Raw genomic sequence first — 19,532 nt, forward strand, 5'->3', positions numbered from 1 at the left:
GGGACGGCTGGTGAGCCGCGATCGACTCCTCCTATCTCTTCCTTTTCCCTGGAGGGCACGTGCCAAGCTGGACGTTCAGTGACGAGGACCTGGAAGCGGGGCTGACCCTCTCCACCGAGGGCGTGCTCACGCTGGAGGTGCGCCACCGCGAGCGGACGGTGCTGGAGCCGTCCAGGCTGGGCATCAGGACCGCCCATGCCGACCTGAGCAAGGGGCTCACCCTGTCCGGGATGTCCGAGCGGCGGGTCGAGGAGACCTACCGGACGGTCACCGGCAAGCGGCGCGAGCACGGCTACGAGGCCGGCGAGTGGACGCTGTCGTTCACCAAGGACGGGCACCGGCTCGACGTGCAGGTCCGCGTCGGCGGGCACGGCGTGGCCTATCGGTACGTGGTGCCGTGGACGGGCCCGGTCACCGTCGTGGAGGAGGCCTCCGAGTACGTCCTGCCGCCCGAGGCCCGCGCGGTGCTGCTCCCGTACGAGAACGGCCGCTGCGACTACGAGGAGATCCACCGGCACGGCACCGTCGCCGACGCCGAGCCCATCCTGTACGGCTACCCCTCGCTCTTCGAGACCGGTGGCTCCTGGATGTTCGTGACCGAGTCGAACCTGGACAGCGGCTACGCCGGCTCCCGCCTGCTCCTCGACGGCAACACGTTCCGGCTCGACCTGCCCGACCCGTACGTGACCGCCGCCAGCCCGCTCACCACCCCCTGGCGCACGATGATCGTCGGCGACCTGGCCACGATCGTGGAGAGCGACCTGGTCACCAGCCTCGCGGAGCCGTCCAGGGTCGAGGACACCTCCTGGATCAAGCCCGGGGCCGCCGCCTGGTCGTGGTGGTCCGACGGGCCCTCGACGCGCGACCTCGACGCCCAGAAGCGCTGGACCGACTTCGCCGCCGCGAACGGCTGGCCGTACCTGCTGGCCGACGCGGGCTGGAACAAGGAATGGATGCCCGAGCTGATCGCCTACGCCAAGGAGAAGGGCGTCGGCGTCTGGCTCTGGTCGCACTGGCAGCACGTGGACACCGAGCTGGAGCACCGCGAGAAGCTCGCGCTCTGGAAGGAGTGGGGCGCGGTCGGCGTGAAGATCGACTTCACCGAGTCCGACGGCCAGGACCGGATGCGCTGGTTCGACGCCATCCTGGCCGCCACCGCCCGGCTCGAGCTCATGGTGGTCTTCCACGGCGGCACGATCCCGCGCGGCACCGAGCGGACGTGGCCGCAGTTCATGACCGCCGAAGCCGTCAAGGGCGCCGAGTGGATCAAGCCGAAGCCTGGCAAGCAGCCGCTCTACCAGCCCGTCCACTACCTGTCGCTGGCCTTCACCCGCAACGTGCAGGGCCCGATGGACTTCACGCCGTGCACGTTCACCGGCGTGCGCACGATCTCGGCCGGGTTCGAGCTCGCGCTGTCGGTGATCTTCGAGTCCGGCGTCCAGCACTTCGCCGACGGCATCGAGGCCTACGAAGCCCGGCCGGAGGCCCTGCGGTTGCTGTCGGCCGTCCCCATCGCGTGGGACGAGACGCGGCTGCTGTCCGGCGACCCCGCCGACCACATCCTGCTGGCCAGGAGGAACGGCGGCGAATGGTACGTCGGCGCGGGCGTGTCGGGCGAGGCCCGCACGCTCACCGTGCCGCTCGACTTCCTCGACCAGGGGGAATGGGCGGCCGAGATCTACCGGGACGCCCCAGGCGACCGGATCCTCGCCGAGACGGTCACCGTCTCCGCCGGGGGCAAGCTCGACCTCGCCGTTCCCCCCAACGGCGGGTTCACGCTTCACCTGAGGAGAGAGGTCTCATGAACAAGCGCATCGGCGGCGTCTTAGCCGCCCTGGTGGTCACCGCCGCCGCAGCACTGCCCGCCGCCACTCCCGCCGCGGCGGCCGCCTGGACGCTGCGCTGGAGCCCGGATCCGGCGGACGACACCGTCGCAGAGGCGTTCGAGGGCATCGAGGACGACCGCGCCGACTCGCACTCCGGCGTCACGCACATCTACGTCTCCGGCGGCGCGTACCGCTTCGACATGCACACCCAGGACCGCGACGGCGACGACCGCCAGCGCAACGAGGTCAAGGGCATGCGGACCGGCGGCAGCTCGTACCTCAAGATCCTTGAGAACGAGACCTGGCGCATCAGCTACCAGATGTACATCCCGACCTCGCTGGACGCGACCAGCAGCTTCACCCACATCGCGCAGATGAAGGTGCCCGGCTCCGGCGCGCCGCTCTACACGATGTCGCTGCCGATCTCGGGCGGCACCCCCAAGATCAACGTCCGCTACTGGGACGAGGCCGAGCAGACCCACGAGGTCGGCAACACCAACCTGGAGCCGATCCAGGGCAAGTGGGTGGACACGACGTTCGAGTTCAAGGCCTCCGACAGCGGCTACCTGCGCTGGACGCTCAAGGACGGCTCCACCACGCTCGTCGACAAGCGCCTGGACAACACCGACCTGTGGCGGGGCGACGACGAGTACCTGCGGCCCAAGTGGGGCATCTACCGCAGCATCAACAGCTCCGGCCTGCAGAACACCTACCTCCTGGTCCGCAACCTGCAGGCCTACCAGCTCACCGGCGGCGGCAGCACCGACCCGTCCGCGTACGAGGCCGAGCAGGGCTCCTTCAGCGGCACCGCCCGCACCGCGTCCTGCTCCGGCTGCTCGGGCGGCACCAAGGTCGGCTGGATCGGCGGCGGCTCCGGCAACGCGGTCACGCTGAACGTGCAGTCCTCCTCCGCCGGCGCCCGGCAGCTGACGGTGCACGGGCTGGTGAGCGGTACGCGCAGTTTCCAGGTCAGCGTGAACGGTGGCTCCGCCCAGACCGTCTCGCTGACCGGCACGGACTGGAGCACGCCCGTCTCCACGACGGTCCCGGTGCAGCTCGCCGCGGGCGCCAACAGCGTCCGCTTCTTCAACGACGGCGCCAGCGCGCCCGACCTCGACAGGGTGACGATTCAGTGAGAAGGCACCTGGTGGGAGCCCTGGCGGCGATGGCGCTGCTCCTGCAGACGGCCCCGGCCCACGCCGTCGCCGCAGCGTCTCCCGGTGGGGCTCCCCGATGGGAGACCCGGTGGAACCCCAGCCCGTGGCGCGACGGCGTCAACGCGTTCGAGGCCCTGGAGGACGACCGGCGCGGCTCCCATCCCGAGGGCCTGCCGCACGTACGCGCGGAGAAGGGTGTGTGGCGGTTCGACGCGCACCTGGAGGACCGCGACGGCTCCGACCGCATGCGCAACGAGGTACGCGGCATGCGGGCCGCCGACGGCAGCCCGTTGGAGATCCGCAAGGACGAGACCTGGCGGATCACGTACCAGATGTACATTCCGGACACGCTGGACGCGACCACGAACTTCACCCACATCTGGCAGCTGAAGAACTCCGACGTCGGCACGCCGATCGCGCAGATCTCGCTGCCGGTCGTGAACGGCGTGCAGAAGATCGCGGCCCGCTACTGGACGCTGGAGGACAACAAGTCGCACGACTTCGCCACGGCCGACCTGGAGCCGATCCAGAACAAGTGGGTCACGACGACCATCGAGTTCAAGTCCGGCGACGCCGGATATATGCGGTGGGTGCTGCGTGACGGCCCGAAGAACGGCTCGCGGACGATCGTGGACCAGAAGGTCGAGAACATCGACCTGTGGTGGACGCAGGAGCAGTACAACCGGCCCAAGTGGGGCATCTACCGCAGCATCAAGAGCGCCGGGCTGCAGGAGACGTACCTGCTGGTCAAGGATCTGAAGGCGGAGCAGCTCGGGCCCGCGACGCCGCCGGTGAAGCTGCCGCCGCCGGACCGCGGCCCGGGGACGTACGAGGCCGAGCGGGCCGGCAACGTCTTCGAGGGCGCCGCCGAGCCCGCCTACTGCGCCGTCTGCTCCGGCGGGCGGAAGGTCATCCTCGTCGGCGGCAACGTCTACGACTACACCGTGGTCAGGGGCGTGCTGTCGGAGACCGCCGGGACCCGGCAGCTGACCGTGCACGCGCTGGTGGACGGCTCCCAGACGTTCTCGGTCAGCGTCAACGGCGGCGACGCGATCCAGGTGCCGATGACCGGCACCAAGGACACGGTGACCACCACGACGGTGCCGGTGGACCTGGTGGCCGGGGTCAACACGATCCGGTTCTTCGGTCTCACCGCCCGCGGGCCCGAGCTCGACAAGATCGTCATCAGATAGGTGGACCATGGCACATGACCTCAGCAGGCGGGCCGTGCTCGCGGCGGGCGGCGCGCTGGCGCTGTCCGCCGCGGGAGCGGTCTCCGCGAGCGCTTCGACGATCTGGCAGTCCCGCCTGGTGCGTTACGACCGGCAGGGGCGGCTGGCGTACGAGCAGGACGCGGAGGGCAACCGCATCCCCGACTTCAGCCATGCCGGCTACCGCAACGGCGAGCGGCCGATCCCGCACGTGCCTGTCGTCAAGACGATCCGCCCGATCGAGGGCGACAACACCGCCCATATCCAGGCGGCGCTCGACGAGGTGGCCGCGCTGCCCCGCGCGCGGCGCGGCGCCCTGCTCCTGCTGCCCGGCCTCTATCCGGTGGCGGGCACCCTGTACGTACGGGCGAGCGGCACGGTCCTGCGCGGCTCCGGCGACGGCGAGGACCCGGCCGGCAACACGATCATCAAGGCCACCGGGAACAACCCGAAGGACCGCGACGTGATCGTGGCCGGCGGCGCGGCGGGCGGCGGCTGGACGGGCGAGGTGCCCGGCACCCGCACCGACATCACCACCGACTTCGTGCAGGTGGGCGCGCGCGAGTTCGCGGTGGCCGACGCGGGCTCGCTGCGGCCCGGCGACAACATCGTGATCACCCATCCCTGCACCGAGGAGTGGCTGAAGGCCATCGACTACGGCGGCCACGACGTGGGACCGGCGTGGAAGGTGGGCGAGCACCCCCTCATCTACAACCGGTACGTACGCGAAGTTTCCGGAAATGTCGTGAAAATCGATGTCCCGGTCTTCAACCACCTCAACCGCGCCCTGTCCCCGTCCTTCCTCTACAAGTGGGACCGGGCCGGGCTGGTCACCCAGGTGGGCGTGGAGCGGCTGCGCGTCGACATCGAGTACCAGGGGGACCCGGAGCAGGACGAGGACCACGCCTACAACGCGATCGTCCTGCTGCGCACCGAGGACTCGTGGGTGCGCGACTGCACGATGCTCCACTTCACCCAGGCCGGGGTCGCCACCCAGGAGACCACCCGCGCCACGGTCGAGAACTGCCGGGCCGTCGACCCGGTCAGCATCGTGACGGGGAGCAGGCGCTACAACTTCAACACCTACGTCTACTCGCAGCAGGTGCTCTTCCGCGACTGCTACGCGTACAAGGCCAGGCACGCGTTCGTCTCCAACGGCCACAGCACGGTGTCGGGCGTGGTGTTCCTGCGCGGCACCTCGGAGTACGCGCTCAACTCCAGCGAGGGCCACCGCCGGTGGTCGCAGGCCCTGCTGTTCGACGGCCACAAGGACGTCGACCCGCACTACGACTACACGCTCGGGCTGTACAACCGCGGCCGGTACGGCACCTCGCACGGGTGGTCGGCGGCCCACTCGGTGGCGTGGAACTGCGACGTGTCGACCAGCAGGCTCATCGTGCAGAAACCGCCGACCGCCCAGAACTACGCGATCGGCTGCCAGGGCACGATCACCGGCGACGGGCCGTTCGCGCAGCCGGTCGGGTACATCGAGGGCGCCAACCAGCCCGGCCTCCTGCCGCCCTCGCTCTACCAGGCCCAGCTGCTGGACCGGCTGCGCCGGTAACGCGGACCAGGCGCAGCCGCCGACTGTCCGGGCGCTAGGGCGGCTGCGCCTACAACCTGACCCGCTAGCGGGTCAGTCGGAGCAGGCCACCCACGGGGACGTTGACCTGGGCGATGCCGGGGCGCAGGGGCAGGTTGCCCTCGGTGACGGTGCGGCCGCGGCAGTCGAGGATCGTGGCGTGGGCCGTACCCGAGTCGGGCACCCGCAGCAGCACGTCGGTGGAGGCGTCGCCGTTGGCCAGCCAGAGCGTGCCGGTGGCGGGCGCGGCCACCGGCATCGGCGCGTACCGGGCCGTGATCACCGTGTCGCCCGAGTGGGCCGTGACCTGCGGGTAGCCCAGGTCGGGCCGCGCGGGCTCGAAGGAGCCGCGCTGCAGCACCTCGGCGTGCTCCCGGAAGAAGCCCAGCCAGAACCGCAGCACCTCGCGCTGCTCAGGCGTCTGCGCGGTCAGGTCCACCGAGATCTGCGGCACCGAGAAGAGCACGTTGACGAGCTGCGTGGCGACGTGCTCGGGCCGCTCGTCCGGGTGCCACATCAGCATGTCCGCGTGCACGGCCAGGGGTCCCGCGATCAGCCGCAGGTCCACCGTGCGCTGCCGGTTGTGCGCCGGGCTGAGCGGGCAGTCGGAGGCGCGCACCATCGTGGCGTACGGCCACAGACCCGGGCTCACGTACGGCTGCCGCAGCTCGACCAGGCAGTCACGCGGCAGCTGCGCCAGGAGCCGGCGCACGCCCTCGTTCACCGTCCGGCAGTCGGCCTCGGGGCCGGGCTCGGGCGGGTCCTCCACGGCGAACTGGTCGATGAAGTCGATCTTGAGGCCGTCCATGCCCCACTCCGTGACCGCCCGGGTGAGGTGGCCGGCGATCAGGTCGCGGACGTGCGGGTAGCGGGGGTCGACGACGGCGGCGTTCATGTGCTCCTTGTACGCCAGCGTGTACCCCCGCACCTGCTCCCAGAGCGCCGTGTGGCGGCCGACGAACGGCAGGGCGTACCAGAGCAGGTAGGCCAGTCCCGCGCCCCGCACCTTGGCCACGTGTCCCGAAATATCGGGGAATGTGGTGGGGGATGGCTCCCACTCGCCGACATAGCCGTACCCGCGCCCCCGGTCGTCGCTGTGCCAGCCGTCGTCCACGATGATCGCCTCGCAGCCCAGCTCGGCCGCCGGCCCCGCCTGCCGCTCCACGCTCTCGGCGCTGACGTGCTGCTGCATGGCGTACCAGGTCGAGTACGCGGGCATCCGCGCCGCCCGCGGCACGTCGGCGACCGGGCCGTGCAGCGCGCGCCACCAGTCCGCCACCTCCGCCAGCGTGGTCGCGAAGTGCCGCCGGGTGAGGTCGAGCCGCAGCACGAGCCCCGTGTCCGGCTCGGCCTCGTGCTCCACCCAGAACCCGAACTCGCCGGTCTCCTCCACCACCCCGGTACGCGTCCGCACGGGCCTGACCACCTCGCCCGCGGCGTAGGCGCACAGCGCCACGTCACCGGCGCCCACCAGGCAGCCGACGGGCGCGTTCTTCTCCAGCGCCGCCACGCGGGGACGGCGCCAGAACGGCGGCAGCCCCCGGTGCTCGCCGCCGTCGGCGGCCCAGAACGCGGTCGCGTCCACGCACGGCACCCGCCAGGCCACCCGCACGTCCGCGGTCCGGTCGGGGACGACGCGCAGCTCCAGGACGCCCGGGGACGGCTCGGCGGCCGTGCAGGTGAGCACGGCCGCCGCCGAGCACTCGAACGCGAGCCCCGCGGCCTCGATCCGCACCTCCTCCGGCTGCTCGAACGCTCGATCGTGCGGCTGCCAAATGCCGGGCGCTGCGGTCACTCAGTCTCCCTGGAGCGCGAAGTGCTGCTGGATGGCGACCGCGGCGGCGCCGCGGGCCCACTGCTCGAACGATCGCGGGCGCAGCAGCAGGCGGCAGTCGGCGGCCGCGCCGAACGCCTGGGCCGCGAACGACCGGTTGAGCTGCTCCTCGAACAGCCCGTACGAGGCCAGCCCCGGCACGTCCCCGGTCACGATGATCCGCTCGGGCCCGAACAGGTTGGCCATCGCGGCCATGGCCAGCCCGATGGCGTGCCCCGCGCGGGCGAACACCTCGCGCACCGCCGGATCGCCCGCGTGGGCGGCGTCGATGGCCGCGTCCACGGTCAGCGACGCGTCGCCGGACGCCGCGCGCGCGGCCGCCAGCAGGGGCGCCGTGCCGGCGATGGCCTCGACGCAGCCGCGCCCGCCGCAGTGGCACTCGGGCTCGTCACCCCCGACGGGGATGTGGCCGATCTCCCCGGCCACCCCGTGCGCGCCGGCCACCACCCGGTCGTTGACCACCAGCCCGCACCCTATCCCAACCCCCACCGTGACCAGCGCGAACGACGACGTGCCCACCCCGTCGCCGAACCACTGCTCGGCCACGGTGAGCGACTTGACGTCGTTGTCGATCGTGACGACCAGGCCCGTGGCCTCGGCGGCCAGCCGCGCCAGCGGCACCTGGTGCCACTGCAGGAAAGGGGAGTAGCGCACCACCCCGTGGGCCTTGTCGACGTCGCCCGACACGGCCAGGCCCAGCGCGTGGCAGCGCTCGCCGTAGGCCGGGTCGGTGGCCAGCAGCTCGGCGACCAGCTCGGCCAGCGCCGAGACCACACCCTCGGCCGACGTCGTGGCCAGCGGGCGGTGCGCCGAGACCAGCGGCTGCGCGCGCAGGTCGGTGACCACGCCGATGAGCTCCTCGTGGGTGATCTTCACCCCGCAGAAGAACTCCCGCTCCGGCCTGATGGAGAGCGGGCTGGCCGGGCGGCCCGCACCCGGCGCCGTGCGCTCGGTGGCCTCCAGCTCCTCCAGGTAGCCCGCCTCGATGAACGGCCGGGCGGCCTTGGTGACGGCGGCGGACGACAGCCCGCTCCGCCTGGCGATCTCCACCCGGGAGACCGGCCCCTGCGTCAGCACCATGGTGAACACGGTCGCCGCCGCGGGGGTCGAGGTGAGCCGAGGGTGCATGAGTGCGATAGTAGCAGTAATTAACTTCGTCAAGAATTGAATTCGAGCGGGGTCGTGCCTAGGCTCCGGGGCATGCGATCGGTGACTTTCGACGCCTCCAGCCGCAGGTGGCTGCTGCGTACCCCGGGCACGAGCTACGTCGTGGCCCTCGCGGACGACGACGCCCCCCGCTGCCTGCACTGGGGCCCCGCGCTGACCGCCGAGCAGGCCGCCAGCCTCCCCGGCCCCACCACGTCCGGGGCCAGCAGCTTCGACAGCACGGCGGGCGAGGAGGAGCTGGTCTCCGAGGTGGGGGCACGGTTCGAGACGCCGTCGCTGCAGGTCGTCCTCCCGGGCGGCGACCGGGGGATCGAGTGGCGGCACGACGGCCACGACATTGACAGGGGCCACCTGACGCTGCGCTTCTCCGACCGCCGCCATCCGCTCCTGGTCGAGCTGCACTACCGGGTGCACGAGGACAGCGACGTGATCGAGCGCTGGACCGTGCTGCGGCCGCGGGTGCCGGTGACCGTGCTGCGGTGCGACTCGGCGGCCTGGAGCGTTCCGGCGCTGGAGGGCTACCGGCTCAGCCACGTCACGGGCGGCTGGAGCTCGGAGCACGCGCTGGGCCGTACCGAGCTGGCCGTGGGGGAGACGACGCTGACCAGCAGGCGCGGGGTGACCAGCCACCACGCGAACCCCTGGCTCATGATCGACGGCGGCGACGCGGGCGAGCGGTACGGCGAGGTGTGGAGCTGCGCGCTGGCCTGGAGCGGGAGCTGGCGCGTCACGCTCACGCGGACGCCCTCCGGGCGGGCGAGCTGGACCGGCGGGTTCGGCCACGAGGGCCTCACCTGGCGGCTGGAGCCGGGCGAGGAGTGGGTGACGCCGGTGTTCGCCGGCGTGTACGCGCCCGACGGGTTCGGCGAGGCCAGCCGGCGCTGGCACGACCACATCGCCAGGCACGTGCTGCCCCGGCCGGACGAGCCGCGCCCGGTCGTCTACAACGCCTGGGAGGCCGTCGGGTTCGACGTGAACGAGGCCAACCAGCGCGACCTCGCCCGGCTGGCCGCCCGGGCGGGCGTGGAGCTGTTCGTGATGGACGACGCCTGGTTCGGCGGGCGCACCGGCGACAGCGCGGGGCTCGGCGACTGGTGGGTCAACGAGGAGCGCTTCCCCGACGGGCTGAGCCCGCTCATCGACGAGGTGCACCGGCTCGGCATGCGCTTCGGCCTGTGGGTCGAGCCCGAGATGGTCAACCCCGACAGCGACCTCTACCGCGCCAACCCCGACTGGGTCCTGCACATGCCGGGCCGCTCCCGCACGCTGCTGCGCAACCAGCTCGTGCTGAACTTCGCCCGGCCGGACGTCGCCGACTGGGCGCACAAATGGCTGCACAAGCTGGTCTCCGAGCACGCCGTCGACTTCCTGAAGTGGGACTTCAACCGCGCCTTCACCGAGGCGGGCCGGCCCGGCGACCCGGACCAGGACCGGCTCTGGATCGACCACGTCAGGGCCGTCTACTCGATCATGGACCGGCTCCGCGCCGACCACCCGCACCTGCGCATCGAGGCGTGCGCGGGCGGCGGCGGCCGTACCGACCTGGGCATCCTGGCCCGCACCGACCAGGTGTGGGCCTCCGACAACACCGACGCCCACGACCGCATCGCGATCCAGCGCGGATTCAGCCAGGTGTACCCGGCCCGGGCCATGGCCGCCTGGGTCACCGACAGCCCGAACCCGCTCACCGGGCGGGCGGTCCCGCTCCGCTTCCGCTTCCACGTGGCCATGGCCGGGGCGCTCGGGCTCGGCGGCGACCTCGCCCGCTGGAGCGAGGCCGAGCTGTCCGAGGCGGCCGAGCTGGTGGCCGTCTACAAGGACATCCGGCCCGTCGTGCAGTTCGGGCGGTTGTGGCGGCTTCCGTACGGAGTGCAGTACGTGCACGGGGACCGGGTGGTGGTGCTCGCCTGGCACGGGCCCGTCGCGTTCGGCACGCCGATCGCCCCGCTCCGCCTGGCCGGGCTCGACCCGGACGGCCGCTACCGGGACGAGGACACCGGCGCGGTGCACCACGGCGCGGTGCTGATGTCCCGCGGCCTGCCGCCGCTGACGCCCGGGGGCGGCTACACCAGCGCCCTCCTGCGCCTGCGCGCCTGCTGACCCGTCGGATCACTGGGCCGGATCACCGGGTGACCTCCCGCCGCAGCTCCTCGAGGGACTCCTCCATCAGGCGCGGGAGCCGGTCGCCGTGCGCGAGCGCGGCGGACAGGACGCAGGAGACGACCACGGTCGTGTCGCTGTAGACCATCGACACGGCCCCTCCGCCGGTGTCGTACGTGGGCGGGACGGCGAAGCAGCCGTCCAGGGGCAGGTTCACCCCGATGACGCTCACCGTCATCCGGCCCGGGAACGCCTTCGGCACGAGCCACCTGAGCAGCCGGAACACCACCGCCGGGGCCTTGACGGGATAGCGGTCGCGCCGGTAGACGGCCATCCGCTCGAAGCTCGTCTGCTCCATGACCCCGCGCAGCCGCTCGCGCGCCGCGGGCTCGGCGCAGGGCAGGACGACCGGCATGGTGGTCGCGCCGTTGCCCAGGCCACCGTCGCGCAGGCGGCCGTTCAGGTTGAGCGGGAAGGAGACGGTCGTGCCCCGGCGGCCCGCCTTCCGCCAGTGGGCCGGGTTCCAGGCCCGCAGGGCGCCGGCCAGCACGGCCAGGCCGACCTGCGGGACGCTCGCGCCGGTCGCGGCGGCGATCTCGCGGAAGGCGGCGAGGTCGAGCCGCAGGAAGAACGTCCGCGCCCCCGACCTGCCGGTCCTGCCCGGGGGCGGTCTGAGCCGCGCCGACGGGGCCGCCAGCCGGGCCGCCGTGGCGAGCAGCCGTATCCGGGCCATGGCCGGCGCCCGCACCGCCACGTTCGGATCGGGCGCCGGGACGGTCCTGCCCAGCAGCACGGCCCGCGTCGCGATCCGGGCCGCCCCCACGCCGTCCTGGAAGGCGTGGTGCACGCGGTAGCACAGGATGTGCTCGTCCGCGGCGTACCCGTGCACGACCATCAGGCTCCACAGCGGGTGCTCGGGCAGCAGCCGGTTCTCCCTGACGGCGTCCACCACGGCCGCGCCCACGTCACGACCCGGCGCCACCCGGTACTCCACGACGTGGCAGGCCGGGTCGAAGGCGGGATCCGGCTCCCACTCCTCGCGGGCCAGCCGGTAGGTCAGGACCGGCGCCCGCGCGGCCGCCTCGGCGACCCGCCGCCGCAACTCCCAGGAGTCGGGGGCCGGGCCGGGCATCCGCGCCGCGAGGGCGATGTGCAGCCGGTGGTCTCGGGCCGAGCCGACCTCGCCGAGAAAGAGCCGGTCCGACCCGGTCAGCGGTACGGCCCCAGCAGCTCGCATGACCGGGCTAACCGGCCGTTTGCCGCGCGAGGTACGAACGGTGCGCCAGCCGGGCGACGTCGCCGACCGTCATCTCCATCGTGAAGTCGGAGGGGTCGATGTCCAGCCCGTGGCCGCCCAGCGCCGCCCGCAGTTCGAGCACGCTCATGCTGTCGGACTCGAGATCGTCCACGAACGTCGTCTGCGGGGTGACGGCCGCCGGGTCGACGACGTAGATCTCGGCGCAGTACTGGCGTACGAGCCGCAGGATGTCTTCCTCGGACAAGAGTCCTCGCCTCTCCGTCGGGGGTCTGTCGGGGGTCCCAGCATGTCGCCGCGTGGGAGGCCGGGGCGGCGCCGGAGTCCTCGTGTCCGGTCAAGAACGGCCCTGGACTAGTCGATCAGCGGGCCGAGCCGGGTCGCGACGTCCGCTCCGGCCTTGAGGGCGGCCCGGCAGCCTGGGACGGGGCGCGCCATGGTCACCCGCCGATGGTAGGAAAGGGCACCCGCCCGATGCCTCGTGCAACGCCGGGAGCAGGTAGAACGGGGGTGTGCGATTCGGCGTGCGGCAGTTTGAACTGTCCCTGATGCACCGGATGCGCGATCTCAACCCCGCGCGGGTCGAGGACGCGCTCCGGGTCATGGGCGCGACCAGGGCGGAGCTGCGGGCCGCGCACGCCCAGTGGACGAGGATGCTCCACTCGCCGAGGGCGCCGAAGACGCTCCGGCCGCTGCTCGGCCGCCCCGTGTACGAGGGCACGACCGCCGTGGGCAGCCTGACCTGCGGCGTGTCCCGCTGGGCCCTGCCGTCCTGGCCCGGCCTGGAGTTCGAGGTCCTGTACGGGCCCGGCGGCGAGACGTGGAACCAGTGGTTCGTCCGCCCCGGTGACCCCAGGACGCTGTCCTTCGCCGAGCTGGCGCCCTGGAGCTGCGTGGTCGCCGACGTCGCCGCGAGCTTCCCCGGCGCCGTCCATCAGGAGGGCCAGGCCCCGCAGCACTGGGCGGTCGACTTCGCCCACGGCGGCGCCACCTACCGCGCCCGGTTCGTCTACGGCCTCTGCCAGCGGATCGACGCCCGGTAGCCCGCCGCCTCCTCTTCAGAGATCATCGGCTGGGAGGCTTCGATGATCTCTGAAGAAAAGGTGACGAACATGCTCCGCGCCCTCGCCGTATCGGTGGCCGCCGGGATCCTCTCGCTCGGGGGATCGCCTCCGGCTCAGGCGGCGATCACCTGCCTGCCGGAAACGCCTGTCTGCCAGGAAGTCCGCGGGGTGCCCGGCGACCGCTTCTACTGGTTCGAGATCCAGCCCGCGCCGGCCACGGCCGTCTTCACCTTCATTGTGAACGATGTCCTGACCCCCGGCTCTCTGACGACGTCCACCTCCGGCACGGCGCTCGAAGGGGACTTCCGGCCCGCTGCGGTGCTGGTCAGCGGAGACGAGGTATGCATGCGCGTCAGCACCCTGAGCGGCGAGTTCTGCGCCACCACGCCGTAGCCCGGACAGTTCTTTACTGGTCTGTACAAAATCCGCTAGCCTCCTCCCATGGGCAGGCCACGGGAGTTCAGTGATCGGGCGGTCGTCGACGCCGCGATGGAGGTCTTCTGGGAGAAGGGGTACGAGGCGACCTCCACCCAGGACCTGTGCGAGCGCACCGGGCTCGGCCGCGGCAGCCTCTACAACGCCTTCGGCAGCAAGCACCGCCTCTACGAGGAGGCGATCCGCCGCTACGCCGAGACCAAGGCCGAGGCGCAACTGGCGATGCTGGCCGAGCCCGGGTCGGTGCGCGCCCGGCTCAGGGACCTCATGCTCGGCGTGATCGACGCCGACATGGCGGACCCGGGCCGGCGCGGCTGCCTGGCGCTCAACGCCGCCACCGAGGCCGGCGGGCGCACCGAGGCGGTCGCGGGGCTGGTGCGGCGGCAGTTCACCGACCTGGAGCAGGCGCTCCAGCGGCTGGTCGAGATCGGCCAGAGCACGGGCGAGCTGTCGTCGGACCGGTCGCCGCGGCAGGTGGCGCGGGCGTTCCAGAGCGCCTACTACGGCCTGCGCGTGCTCGCCAAGGTCACCGACGATCGGGCCGCCCTCCTCGACGTCGTCGACGGGGCCGTCGCCGCCCTGTAGCAGCCCCGGCCGCGGTTCATGGAGCCGCGGCCTTTTTGCCGCCCTAGTTCTGTACTGATCTGTAAAGAAAGAGAGCGAAGATCGATGAGGCTCAGTGTGCCCTCGCTGATGTGGTGCGTGTTCGGGATAACGACCGGCGAGTTCGTCATCGCCGGCATCCTCCCGGGCATCGCCACCGACCTGGCCGTCTCGATCCCGGCCGCCGGGCTGCTGGTGACGGCGTACGCCATCGGGATGATCGTCGGCGGGCCCGTGCTGACGGCCCTCACCGCCCGCTTCCCGCGCAAGCCGCTCATCCTGGTGCTGCTCGGGATCACGATCGCCGGGAACCTGGCCTCCGCGCTCGCCCCCGCGTACGGCGTGCTCTTCGCGGCCCGGGTCGTCACGTCGCTGGTGACGTCCACGTTCTTCGCCAACGCGATCGTCATCGCGGTCTCCACCGCCGCGCCGGGCAAGCAGGCGTCCACCGTCTCCAAGCTCGTCTTCGGCATGAACCTGTCGATGATCCTGGGCGCGCCGATCGGCACGTTCATCGGGAACGCCCACGGCTGGCGGGCCACGTTCCTGGTGGTCGCGGCGTGCTGCGCGGCCGGGTTCGCGCTGGTCGCGCGGTTGGTGCCGGACGTGCGCGAGCCGTCCGGCGGGGGCTCGGCCGTGAGCGAGCTGCGCGTCTTCCGCGACCGGGACGTGCGGCTCGCCATCGCGGTCACGGCCGTGGGCAACGCGGGGCTGCTCATGGTGTTCACCTTCTTCGCGCCCCTGGTCACGGACGTCAGCGGCTTCGCCGGAGGCGCGGTGGCGGCCCTGCTGCTGGTGTACGGGGTGGGCGCGGCCGTGGGCAACTTTCTCGGCGGCCGGCTGTCGGACCGGGCGCCGATGGCCGCGCAGCTCGGGCTGCTGGGTGTGCTCGCGGCGGTGCTCGTCCTCATGTGGGCCGGGAGCGGCAGCACGGCGGTGACGGCGGTCATGGTGTTCGTGCTGGGCGCGGCGGGGTTCGCGGTCATCCCCGGCATGCAGGCGCGCGTGCTGGCCACCGCCTCGGCGGCGCCCACCCTGGCGATGGCGGTGAACGCCTCCGCCTACCAGCTGGCCGCCGCGTTCGCCGCCTGGCTCGGCGGGCGCGTCATCGACGGCGGGCTCGGGCTGCGCTCCCTCTACGTCGTGGCCGCCGTGGTCACGGTGGCGGGCATCGCGGTCAGCTCGTACGCCTGGCGTCGCTCCCGCGTACCGGCCTGACCCCCGCGAAGGCGGCGTGGACGGCGTCGGCGATCTGGCGCTGGATCGGGTCGGCCTCCGGCCCGAACAGCAGGTCGTCCACCCGGGACACCGCGCCTGTGGCCGCCTCGAGCATGCGCGCGCCTTCGGGCGTCAGCTCGATCGTCGACGCCGACCCGGCGCGGGCCGTGCTGTCGCGCGCCAGCCCCGCCGCGACCAGCGCCTTCACCGCGGTGTGCACGCTCTGGACCGTCGTCCCCGACATCCGCGCCAGCTCGCTGAACGACACCCCGGGCACGCCGGATATGTGACCGAGCAGGCCCAGCCGGCTGACCGTGAGGTCGAGCGGGGCCAGGGCGGCGGCCAGCTCGGTCTCGATGCGGCGCGCCAGCGTGAGCAGGACGATCGAGGGGCTGGTCACGGGCGGACCGGGGCGATCGGCGTTCTCGGTGGTCACCCCACCAGTCTCCCGCACCCGCGCGGCCACGGCTGCGAGCGCACCCGCAGGAGTGGGAATCACTCGGAGGGACGGCACGGGGCGGACGCGCGGGAGAGTGCGATGACCGATTCGGCGATGGTGCGGTTCTACCAGGACAACGGCTACCTGCTGGTCAAAGGGCTGCTCGGCGCGGCGGAGGCGCGGGCGTACCGGGAGGAGTGTCACGCGGTGCTCGCGCGGCTGCGCCCGACGGACCCCACGTGGGGGAGCGCGCGGGAGATCGGCGGGGCGGGGACCGAGCTGCGGCACTGCCACGACGCGCAGTTCCACTCGGCCGCCTTCGCCCGGCTCATGGTGGATCCGCGCTTCACCGACGTCGCCGCGGCCCTGATGGGCTCGGAGAACGTGCAGCTCCACCACACCAAGATCTTCGTCAAGCCCGCCGAGAAGGGCTCGCCGTTCCCCATGCACCAGGACGCCGCGCACTTCCCGCACACCCGCCACACCATGGGTGCGGCGATCTTCCACTTCGACGCCGCGCCCGAGGAGAAGGGGTGCGTGCGCGTCGTGCCGGGCAGCCACCGCTACGGGCCGCTCCCGCACCTCGAGGCGGGCGGGTGGCACCTGCCGCTCGCGGAGTGGCCGCTGGAGGCCGCGGTCCCGGTCGAGGCGGAGGCCGGGGACGTGCTGTTCCTCAGCTATCTCACCGTGCACGGGTCCGGGGTCAACCGGGCGGACGAGGCGCGTACGACCCTGCTCATCCAGTACCGCGACCCCGAGGACCAGCCCGCCGACGACGTCCACCGTTCCCCGGGCCAGGGCATGATGCTCCGCGGGATCGACCCGACGGGATCGTGACCATTCCGTTATCGACCTCTCGTATCGAGGCGGGGGCGCCGCTCTCGTACGCCACAGAGGGAAGAACGGAGACGGTGAGATGAGCATCGACTACATCCGCGAACCAGCTGCATCGGGCGGCTCCGAACGATTCGGGCCGCCCTGGCAGGGCATCACGCTTCCCCGCGAGATCCTGGACCGGCACGGCGCCAGGATCCTCGACCCCTGGGGCGTCCCCCTCGACCCGGGCGAGCGCCGCCCCGACTCCACGGTCTACCGTTCGGACGTGCTGCTCTTCCCCGGGCAGGCGCTCCGCTCCGACGAGGTGGTCTCCTGGATCAACCGGGCGCTGTCCGGGATCCGGCTGGAGCTCTCGCCGGTCAGCGTCAGGCACGCCCGCGAGCGGGATTACGGGCGCGAGACCGTCTGGCTGCCCGGCGTGCTGGAGATCCAGAAGGAGGCGCAGGACGTCGACGTCGACGCCTGGCGCGCCCTCCGCGTCGTGCGCAGGGCGCTGCGCGCCGAGTCCGACGGGTGGCCGTTCAAGGCGGTGCTCGCCACGATCTCGCTGGACCACCTGTTTGTGGGCTCGGCCACGAGCGGCATCGGCTCGCTCAGCCTGGGCGGCGAGCCCGCCACCAGCGGCCACGCCGTGATCGAGGAGCCGCAGACGAGCGCCCGGCCAGGGTATGGACGCGTGCCCGTGACCGTGGTGGCGGGGCCGCCGCGCCGCAGGTCGCTCGCCCAGCTCGGCGGGCGCAGGATCACGGTGGTCACGCTGGACACCGGCGTGACGGAGCACCCCTGGTTCAGGCCGGTGACCGACCCCGACGCCTTCCTCACCGTCGATCCGGCCGGGCAGCAGCTCATCGAGGACTCCCACCCCGCCTACCAGGGCCGCGACGTCGCCAAGCTCGTCGGCTACGAGGACCTCGGCGAGCTGCCCAACCCGCTCATCGGCGTACTGAACTCCCACACCGGGCACGGCCTCATGCTCGCCGGCCTCGTCGCGCAGATCGCGCCGGACGCCCGCGTGCTCATGTACAAGGTCATGCACAGCGACGGCGTGGTCCCCCTCGAGGCCGTGCACGCGGCGCTCGACCGGCTGCTGGCGCTCATGGCCTCCGGCACCGCCGTGGACGTGCTGTGCTGCTCCTTCGGCGGCTTCTCCGAGGCGGGCGACCCGGCCATGCAGGCGCTGTTCGACAAGGTCAACCAGCTGCGGGCGCGCGGCGTCATCGTGGTCAACGCCGCCGGCAACTACGCCACGACCAGGCCGTTCTACCTCGCCGCGCTGTCCGAGACGGCCGTGCCCGGCCCGCCGCTGGCACCCATGCTGGGCGTCGCCGCCAAGAACCCCGACAGCACGATCGCCATCTTCAGCAACGAGCACCCCGCCGTCCGGTGGCGCGCTCCGGGCGCGATGGTGGTCAGCACGTTCCCGCCGAAGTTCAGCGGCGCCCAGAACGCGATGCTCACCACGGGCGAGCGCGCCTCGCTCGACTGCGACGCCGTGGGGCCGTTCTGCGGCTGGAGCGGTACGTCGTTCGCCGCCCCGATCGTCGCCGGCACCATCGCCGCCGAGCTCACCAAGACCCTCGGCCAGGTCGGCGTCGATCCCGTCCAGCGGGCCAGGCAGGTCGTCGACGCGATGGTCGACGACAAGGCCGTGCGGCCGGAAATCGTCCCTATCTGATGACCGGCGACCCCGCACTCGAACGCGCGCCCGCTCCCGGCCGGCGCCGCGACCGGCTGGCCGCCCTGCTGGTCGAGGCCCGGGAGGGCAAGAGCGGCGCGCTGGACGCCATCGTCGCCGAGCTGACGCCCGTGCTCTGGCACACCGCCAGGAACCAGGGCCTCAGCCCGCAGGCGGCCGAGGACGTCGTCCAGACGACCTGGCTGATCCTGCTGCGCCACCTGCACACCATCTCGGCGCCGGGCGCGCTGATCGAATGGCTCGTCACCACCGCCCGGCGCGAGGCGTGGCGGGTCAGCGCCTCCTCGCGCAAGGACGACCTGCCGGGCGACGACGCGTTCGAGGAGCTGCCCGACCCCGTGCTGACGCCGGACGAGCTCCTCGTGCACGACGAGCGGCGGCGCGCGCTCTGGCAGGCCGTCGAGAGCCTGCCCCAACGGTGCGCCGAGCTGCTCAGGATCATCGCCTTCGTGCCTCGTCCGCACTACGACGCCGTGGCCGCCGCTCTGGGCATGCCGATGGGCAGCATCGGACCCACGCGCGGCCGGTGCTTCGCGAAGCTACGCCGCCTGCTCGCGAAGGACCCCGATTGGAGCCCCCGATGAACACGGCCGACGGGACCGACCCTCCCCCCTTCACCGCCGAGGACCAGCTCCTCGTCGAGGACATCGCCGACGTCTACCGCACCGTCGACCCGGTCCCCGCCACGCTGGTCGAACGCCTGCAGTTCGCCCTGGCCCTCGAATCCCCCGAGCTGGACTTCGAGATCCTCCGCCCGCAGGAGGAGGCCCCGCTGCCGGCGGACGTCCGGGGCGGTGAGGACAGCCGTACGATCACCTTCGACAGCGAGGTCCTCACGATCATGATCAGCGTGACCGCGCGGGACGAGGACGCCGTGCGCGTGGACGGCTGGCTCGCGCCGCCGGGCGACCACCTGGTCGAGCTGCGCACCGGCGAGGGCCCGCGCACGGTCAGGGCCGACGACCAGGGCCGCTTCGTCCTGGACGCGGTGCCGCGTGGCCTGTCGCAACTCGTGGTGCGCCAGGGACTGGACGATCCGGCGCGGGCGACGATACTGGCGGTGACGCCCTCACTCATTCTCTGACCACCGCGAGGCGCGATTGCGGGA

Annotated in this window: 18 protein-coding genes; 13 read left to right on the top strand and 5 right to left on the bottom strand. The window is 72.3% G+C overall.

The features are described from left to right. The first annotated feature begins 59 nt into the window (after positions 1–59). The 4 genes from ACIHFD_RS11520 to ACIHFD_RS11535 are packed head-to-tail and all read left to right on the top strand — an operon-like array spanning position 60 to position 5,758. The gene (locus ACIHFD_RS11520; protein WP_397366730.1) at positions 60–1,805 is read left to right on the top strand and encodes a glycoside hydrolase family 97 catalytic domain-containing protein; all 1,746 of its coding nucleotides are present in this window, start codon (positions 60–62) and stop codon (positions 1,803–1,805) included. Continuing rightward, positions 1,802–2,962 (top strand): CBM35 domain-containing protein, encoded by a 1,161-nt coding sequence (locus ACIHFD_RS11525; RefSeq protein ID WP_397366731.1) that lies wholly within the window; start codon positions 1,802–1,804, stop codon positions 2,960–2,962. Before ACIHFD_RS11520 ends, ACIHFD_RS11525 begins: the two co-directional genes overlap by 4 nt. Further along, complete coding sequence (locus ACIHFD_RS11530; protein WP_397366732.1) at positions 2,959–4,176, top strand: hypothetical protein; 1,218 nt, start codon at positions 2,959–2,961, stop codon at positions 4,174–4,176. Before ACIHFD_RS11525 ends, ACIHFD_RS11530 begins: the two co-directional genes overlap by 4 nt. A 7-nt stretch (positions 4,177–4,183) precedes the next feature. Then, positions 4,184–5,758, top strand: a complete 1,575-nt coding sequence (locus ACIHFD_RS11535; RefSeq protein WP_397366733.1) for a hypothetical protein — start codon at positions 4,184–4,186, stop codon at positions 5,756–5,758. Positions 5,759–5,822: 64 nt separating this feature from the next. Here ACIHFD_RS11535 and ACIHFD_RS11540 read toward each other — a convergent pair whose 3' ends face one another. Further along, the gene (locus ACIHFD_RS11540; RefSeq protein ID WP_397366734.1) at positions 5,823–7,571 is read right to left on the bottom strand and encodes a glycoside hydrolase family 36 protein; all 1,749 of its coding nucleotides are present in this window, start codon (positions 7,569–7,571) and stop codon (positions 5,823–5,825) included. Continuing rightward, positions 7,572–8,738, bottom strand: coding sequence for an ROK family protein (locus ACIHFD_RS11545; protein WP_397366735.1), 1,167 nt, complete (start codon positions 8,736–8,738; stop codon positions 7,572–7,574). It lies immediately after the preceding gene. Between the two features lie 72 nt (positions 8,739–8,810). On the opposite strand from ACIHFD_RS11545, the gene ACIHFD_RS11550 reads away from it, so the two are divergent. Continuing rightward, the gene (locus ACIHFD_RS11550; protein WP_397366736.1) at positions 8,811–10,877 is read left to right on the top strand and encodes an alpha-galactosidase; all 2,067 of its coding nucleotides are present in this window, start codon (positions 8,811–8,813) and stop codon (positions 10,875–10,877) included. A gap of 22 nt (positions 10,878–10,899) precedes the next feature. On the opposite strand, the gene ACIHFD_RS11555 is transcribed toward ACIHFD_RS11550, so the two are convergent. Then, positions 10,900–12,114 carry a wax ester/triacylglycerol synthase domain-containing protein gene (locus tag ACIHFD_RS11555; RefSeq protein WP_397366737.1) on the bottom strand — a complete coding sequence of 405 codons (1,215 nt, stop codon included), beginning with the start codon at positions 12,112–12,114 and terminating at the stop codon, positions 10,900–10,902. 7 nt (positions 12,115–12,121) lie between these two features. Beyond that, a complete protein-coding gene (locus ACIHFD_RS11560) occupies positions 12,122–12,379 on the bottom strand; it encodes an acyl carrier protein (RefSeq protein ID WP_394491627.1) in 258 nt (85 codons plus the stop codon). A 277-nt stretch (positions 12,380–12,656) separates the two neighbouring features. Between ACIHFD_RS11560 and ACIHFD_RS11565 the strand changes: the two genes are divergently transcribed. From ACIHFD_RS11565 to ACIHFD_RS11580, 4 genes are all read left to right on the top strand, one after another. Continuing rightward, a complete protein-coding gene (locus ACIHFD_RS11565; RefSeq protein ID WP_397366738.1) occupies positions 12,657–13,175 on the top strand; it encodes a hypothetical protein in 519 nt (172 codons plus the stop codon). A 42-nt stretch (positions 13,176–13,217) separates the two neighbouring features. Further along, positions 13,218–13,589: a hypothetical protein gene (locus ACIHFD_RS11570; protein ID WP_397366739.1), complete on the top strand. Its 372-nt coding sequence runs from the start codon at positions 13,218–13,220 to the stop codon at positions 13,587–13,589. 48 nt (positions 13,590–13,637) lie between these two features. Further along, positions 13,638–14,216: a TetR/AcrR family transcriptional regulator gene (locus tag ACIHFD_RS11575; RefSeq protein WP_397366740.1), complete on the top strand. Its 579-nt coding sequence runs from the start codon at positions 13,638–13,640 to the stop codon at positions 14,214–14,216. An 84-nt stretch (positions 14,217–14,300) separates the two neighbouring features. Continuing rightward, a complete protein-coding gene (locus ACIHFD_RS11580; protein ID WP_397366741.1) occupies positions 14,301–15,452 on the top strand; it encodes an MFS transporter in 1,152 nt (383 codons plus the stop codon). On the opposite strand, the gene ACIHFD_RS11585 is transcribed toward ACIHFD_RS11580, so the two are convergent. Continuing rightward, complete coding sequence (locus ACIHFD_RS11585; RefSeq protein ID WP_397366742.1) at positions 15,412–15,888, bottom strand: MarR family winged helix-turn-helix transcriptional regulator; 477 nt, start codon at positions 15,886–15,888, stop codon at positions 15,412–15,414. The two genes, ACIHFD_RS11580 and ACIHFD_RS11585, sit on opposite strands and share 41 nt — an antisense overlap. A 102-nt stretch (positions 15,889–15,990) precedes the next feature. Between ACIHFD_RS11585 and ACIHFD_RS11590 the strand changes: the two genes are divergently transcribed. The 4 genes from ACIHFD_RS11590 to ACIHFD_RS11605 all read left to right on the top strand — a co-directional run bounded on the left by ACIHFD_RS11590 (position 15,991) and on the right by ACIHFD_RS11605 (position 19,508). Continuing rightward, the gene (locus ACIHFD_RS11590; RefSeq protein ID WP_397366743.1) at positions 15,991–16,728 is read left to right on the top strand and encodes a phytanoyl-CoA dioxygenase family protein; all 738 of its coding nucleotides are present in this window, start codon (positions 15,991–15,993) and stop codon (positions 16,726–16,728) included. A 79-nt stretch (positions 16,729–16,807) separates the two neighbouring features. Beyond that, positions 16,808–18,403: a S8 family peptidase gene (locus tag ACIHFD_RS11595; protein ID WP_397366744.1), complete on the top strand. Its 1,596-nt coding sequence runs from the start codon at positions 16,808–16,810 to the stop codon at positions 18,401–18,403. Beyond that, positions 18,403–19,008 (top strand): RNA polymerase sigma factor, encoded by a 606-nt coding sequence (locus ACIHFD_RS11600; protein ID WP_397366746.1) that lies wholly within the window; start codon positions 18,403–18,405, stop codon positions 19,006–19,008. Before ACIHFD_RS11595 ends, ACIHFD_RS11600 begins: the two co-directional genes overlap by 1 nt. Beyond that, positions 19,005–19,508: a hypothetical protein gene (locus tag ACIHFD_RS11605; RefSeq protein WP_397366747.1), complete on the top strand. Its 504-nt coding sequence runs from the start codon at positions 19,005–19,007 to the stop codon at positions 19,506–19,508. The genes ACIHFD_RS11600 and ACIHFD_RS11605 overlap by 4 nt, the downstream gene beginning before the upstream one ends. Positions 19,509–19,532: the final 24 nt, after the last annotated feature.

This window comes from Nonomuraea sp. NPDC051941, assembly GCF_044593615.1.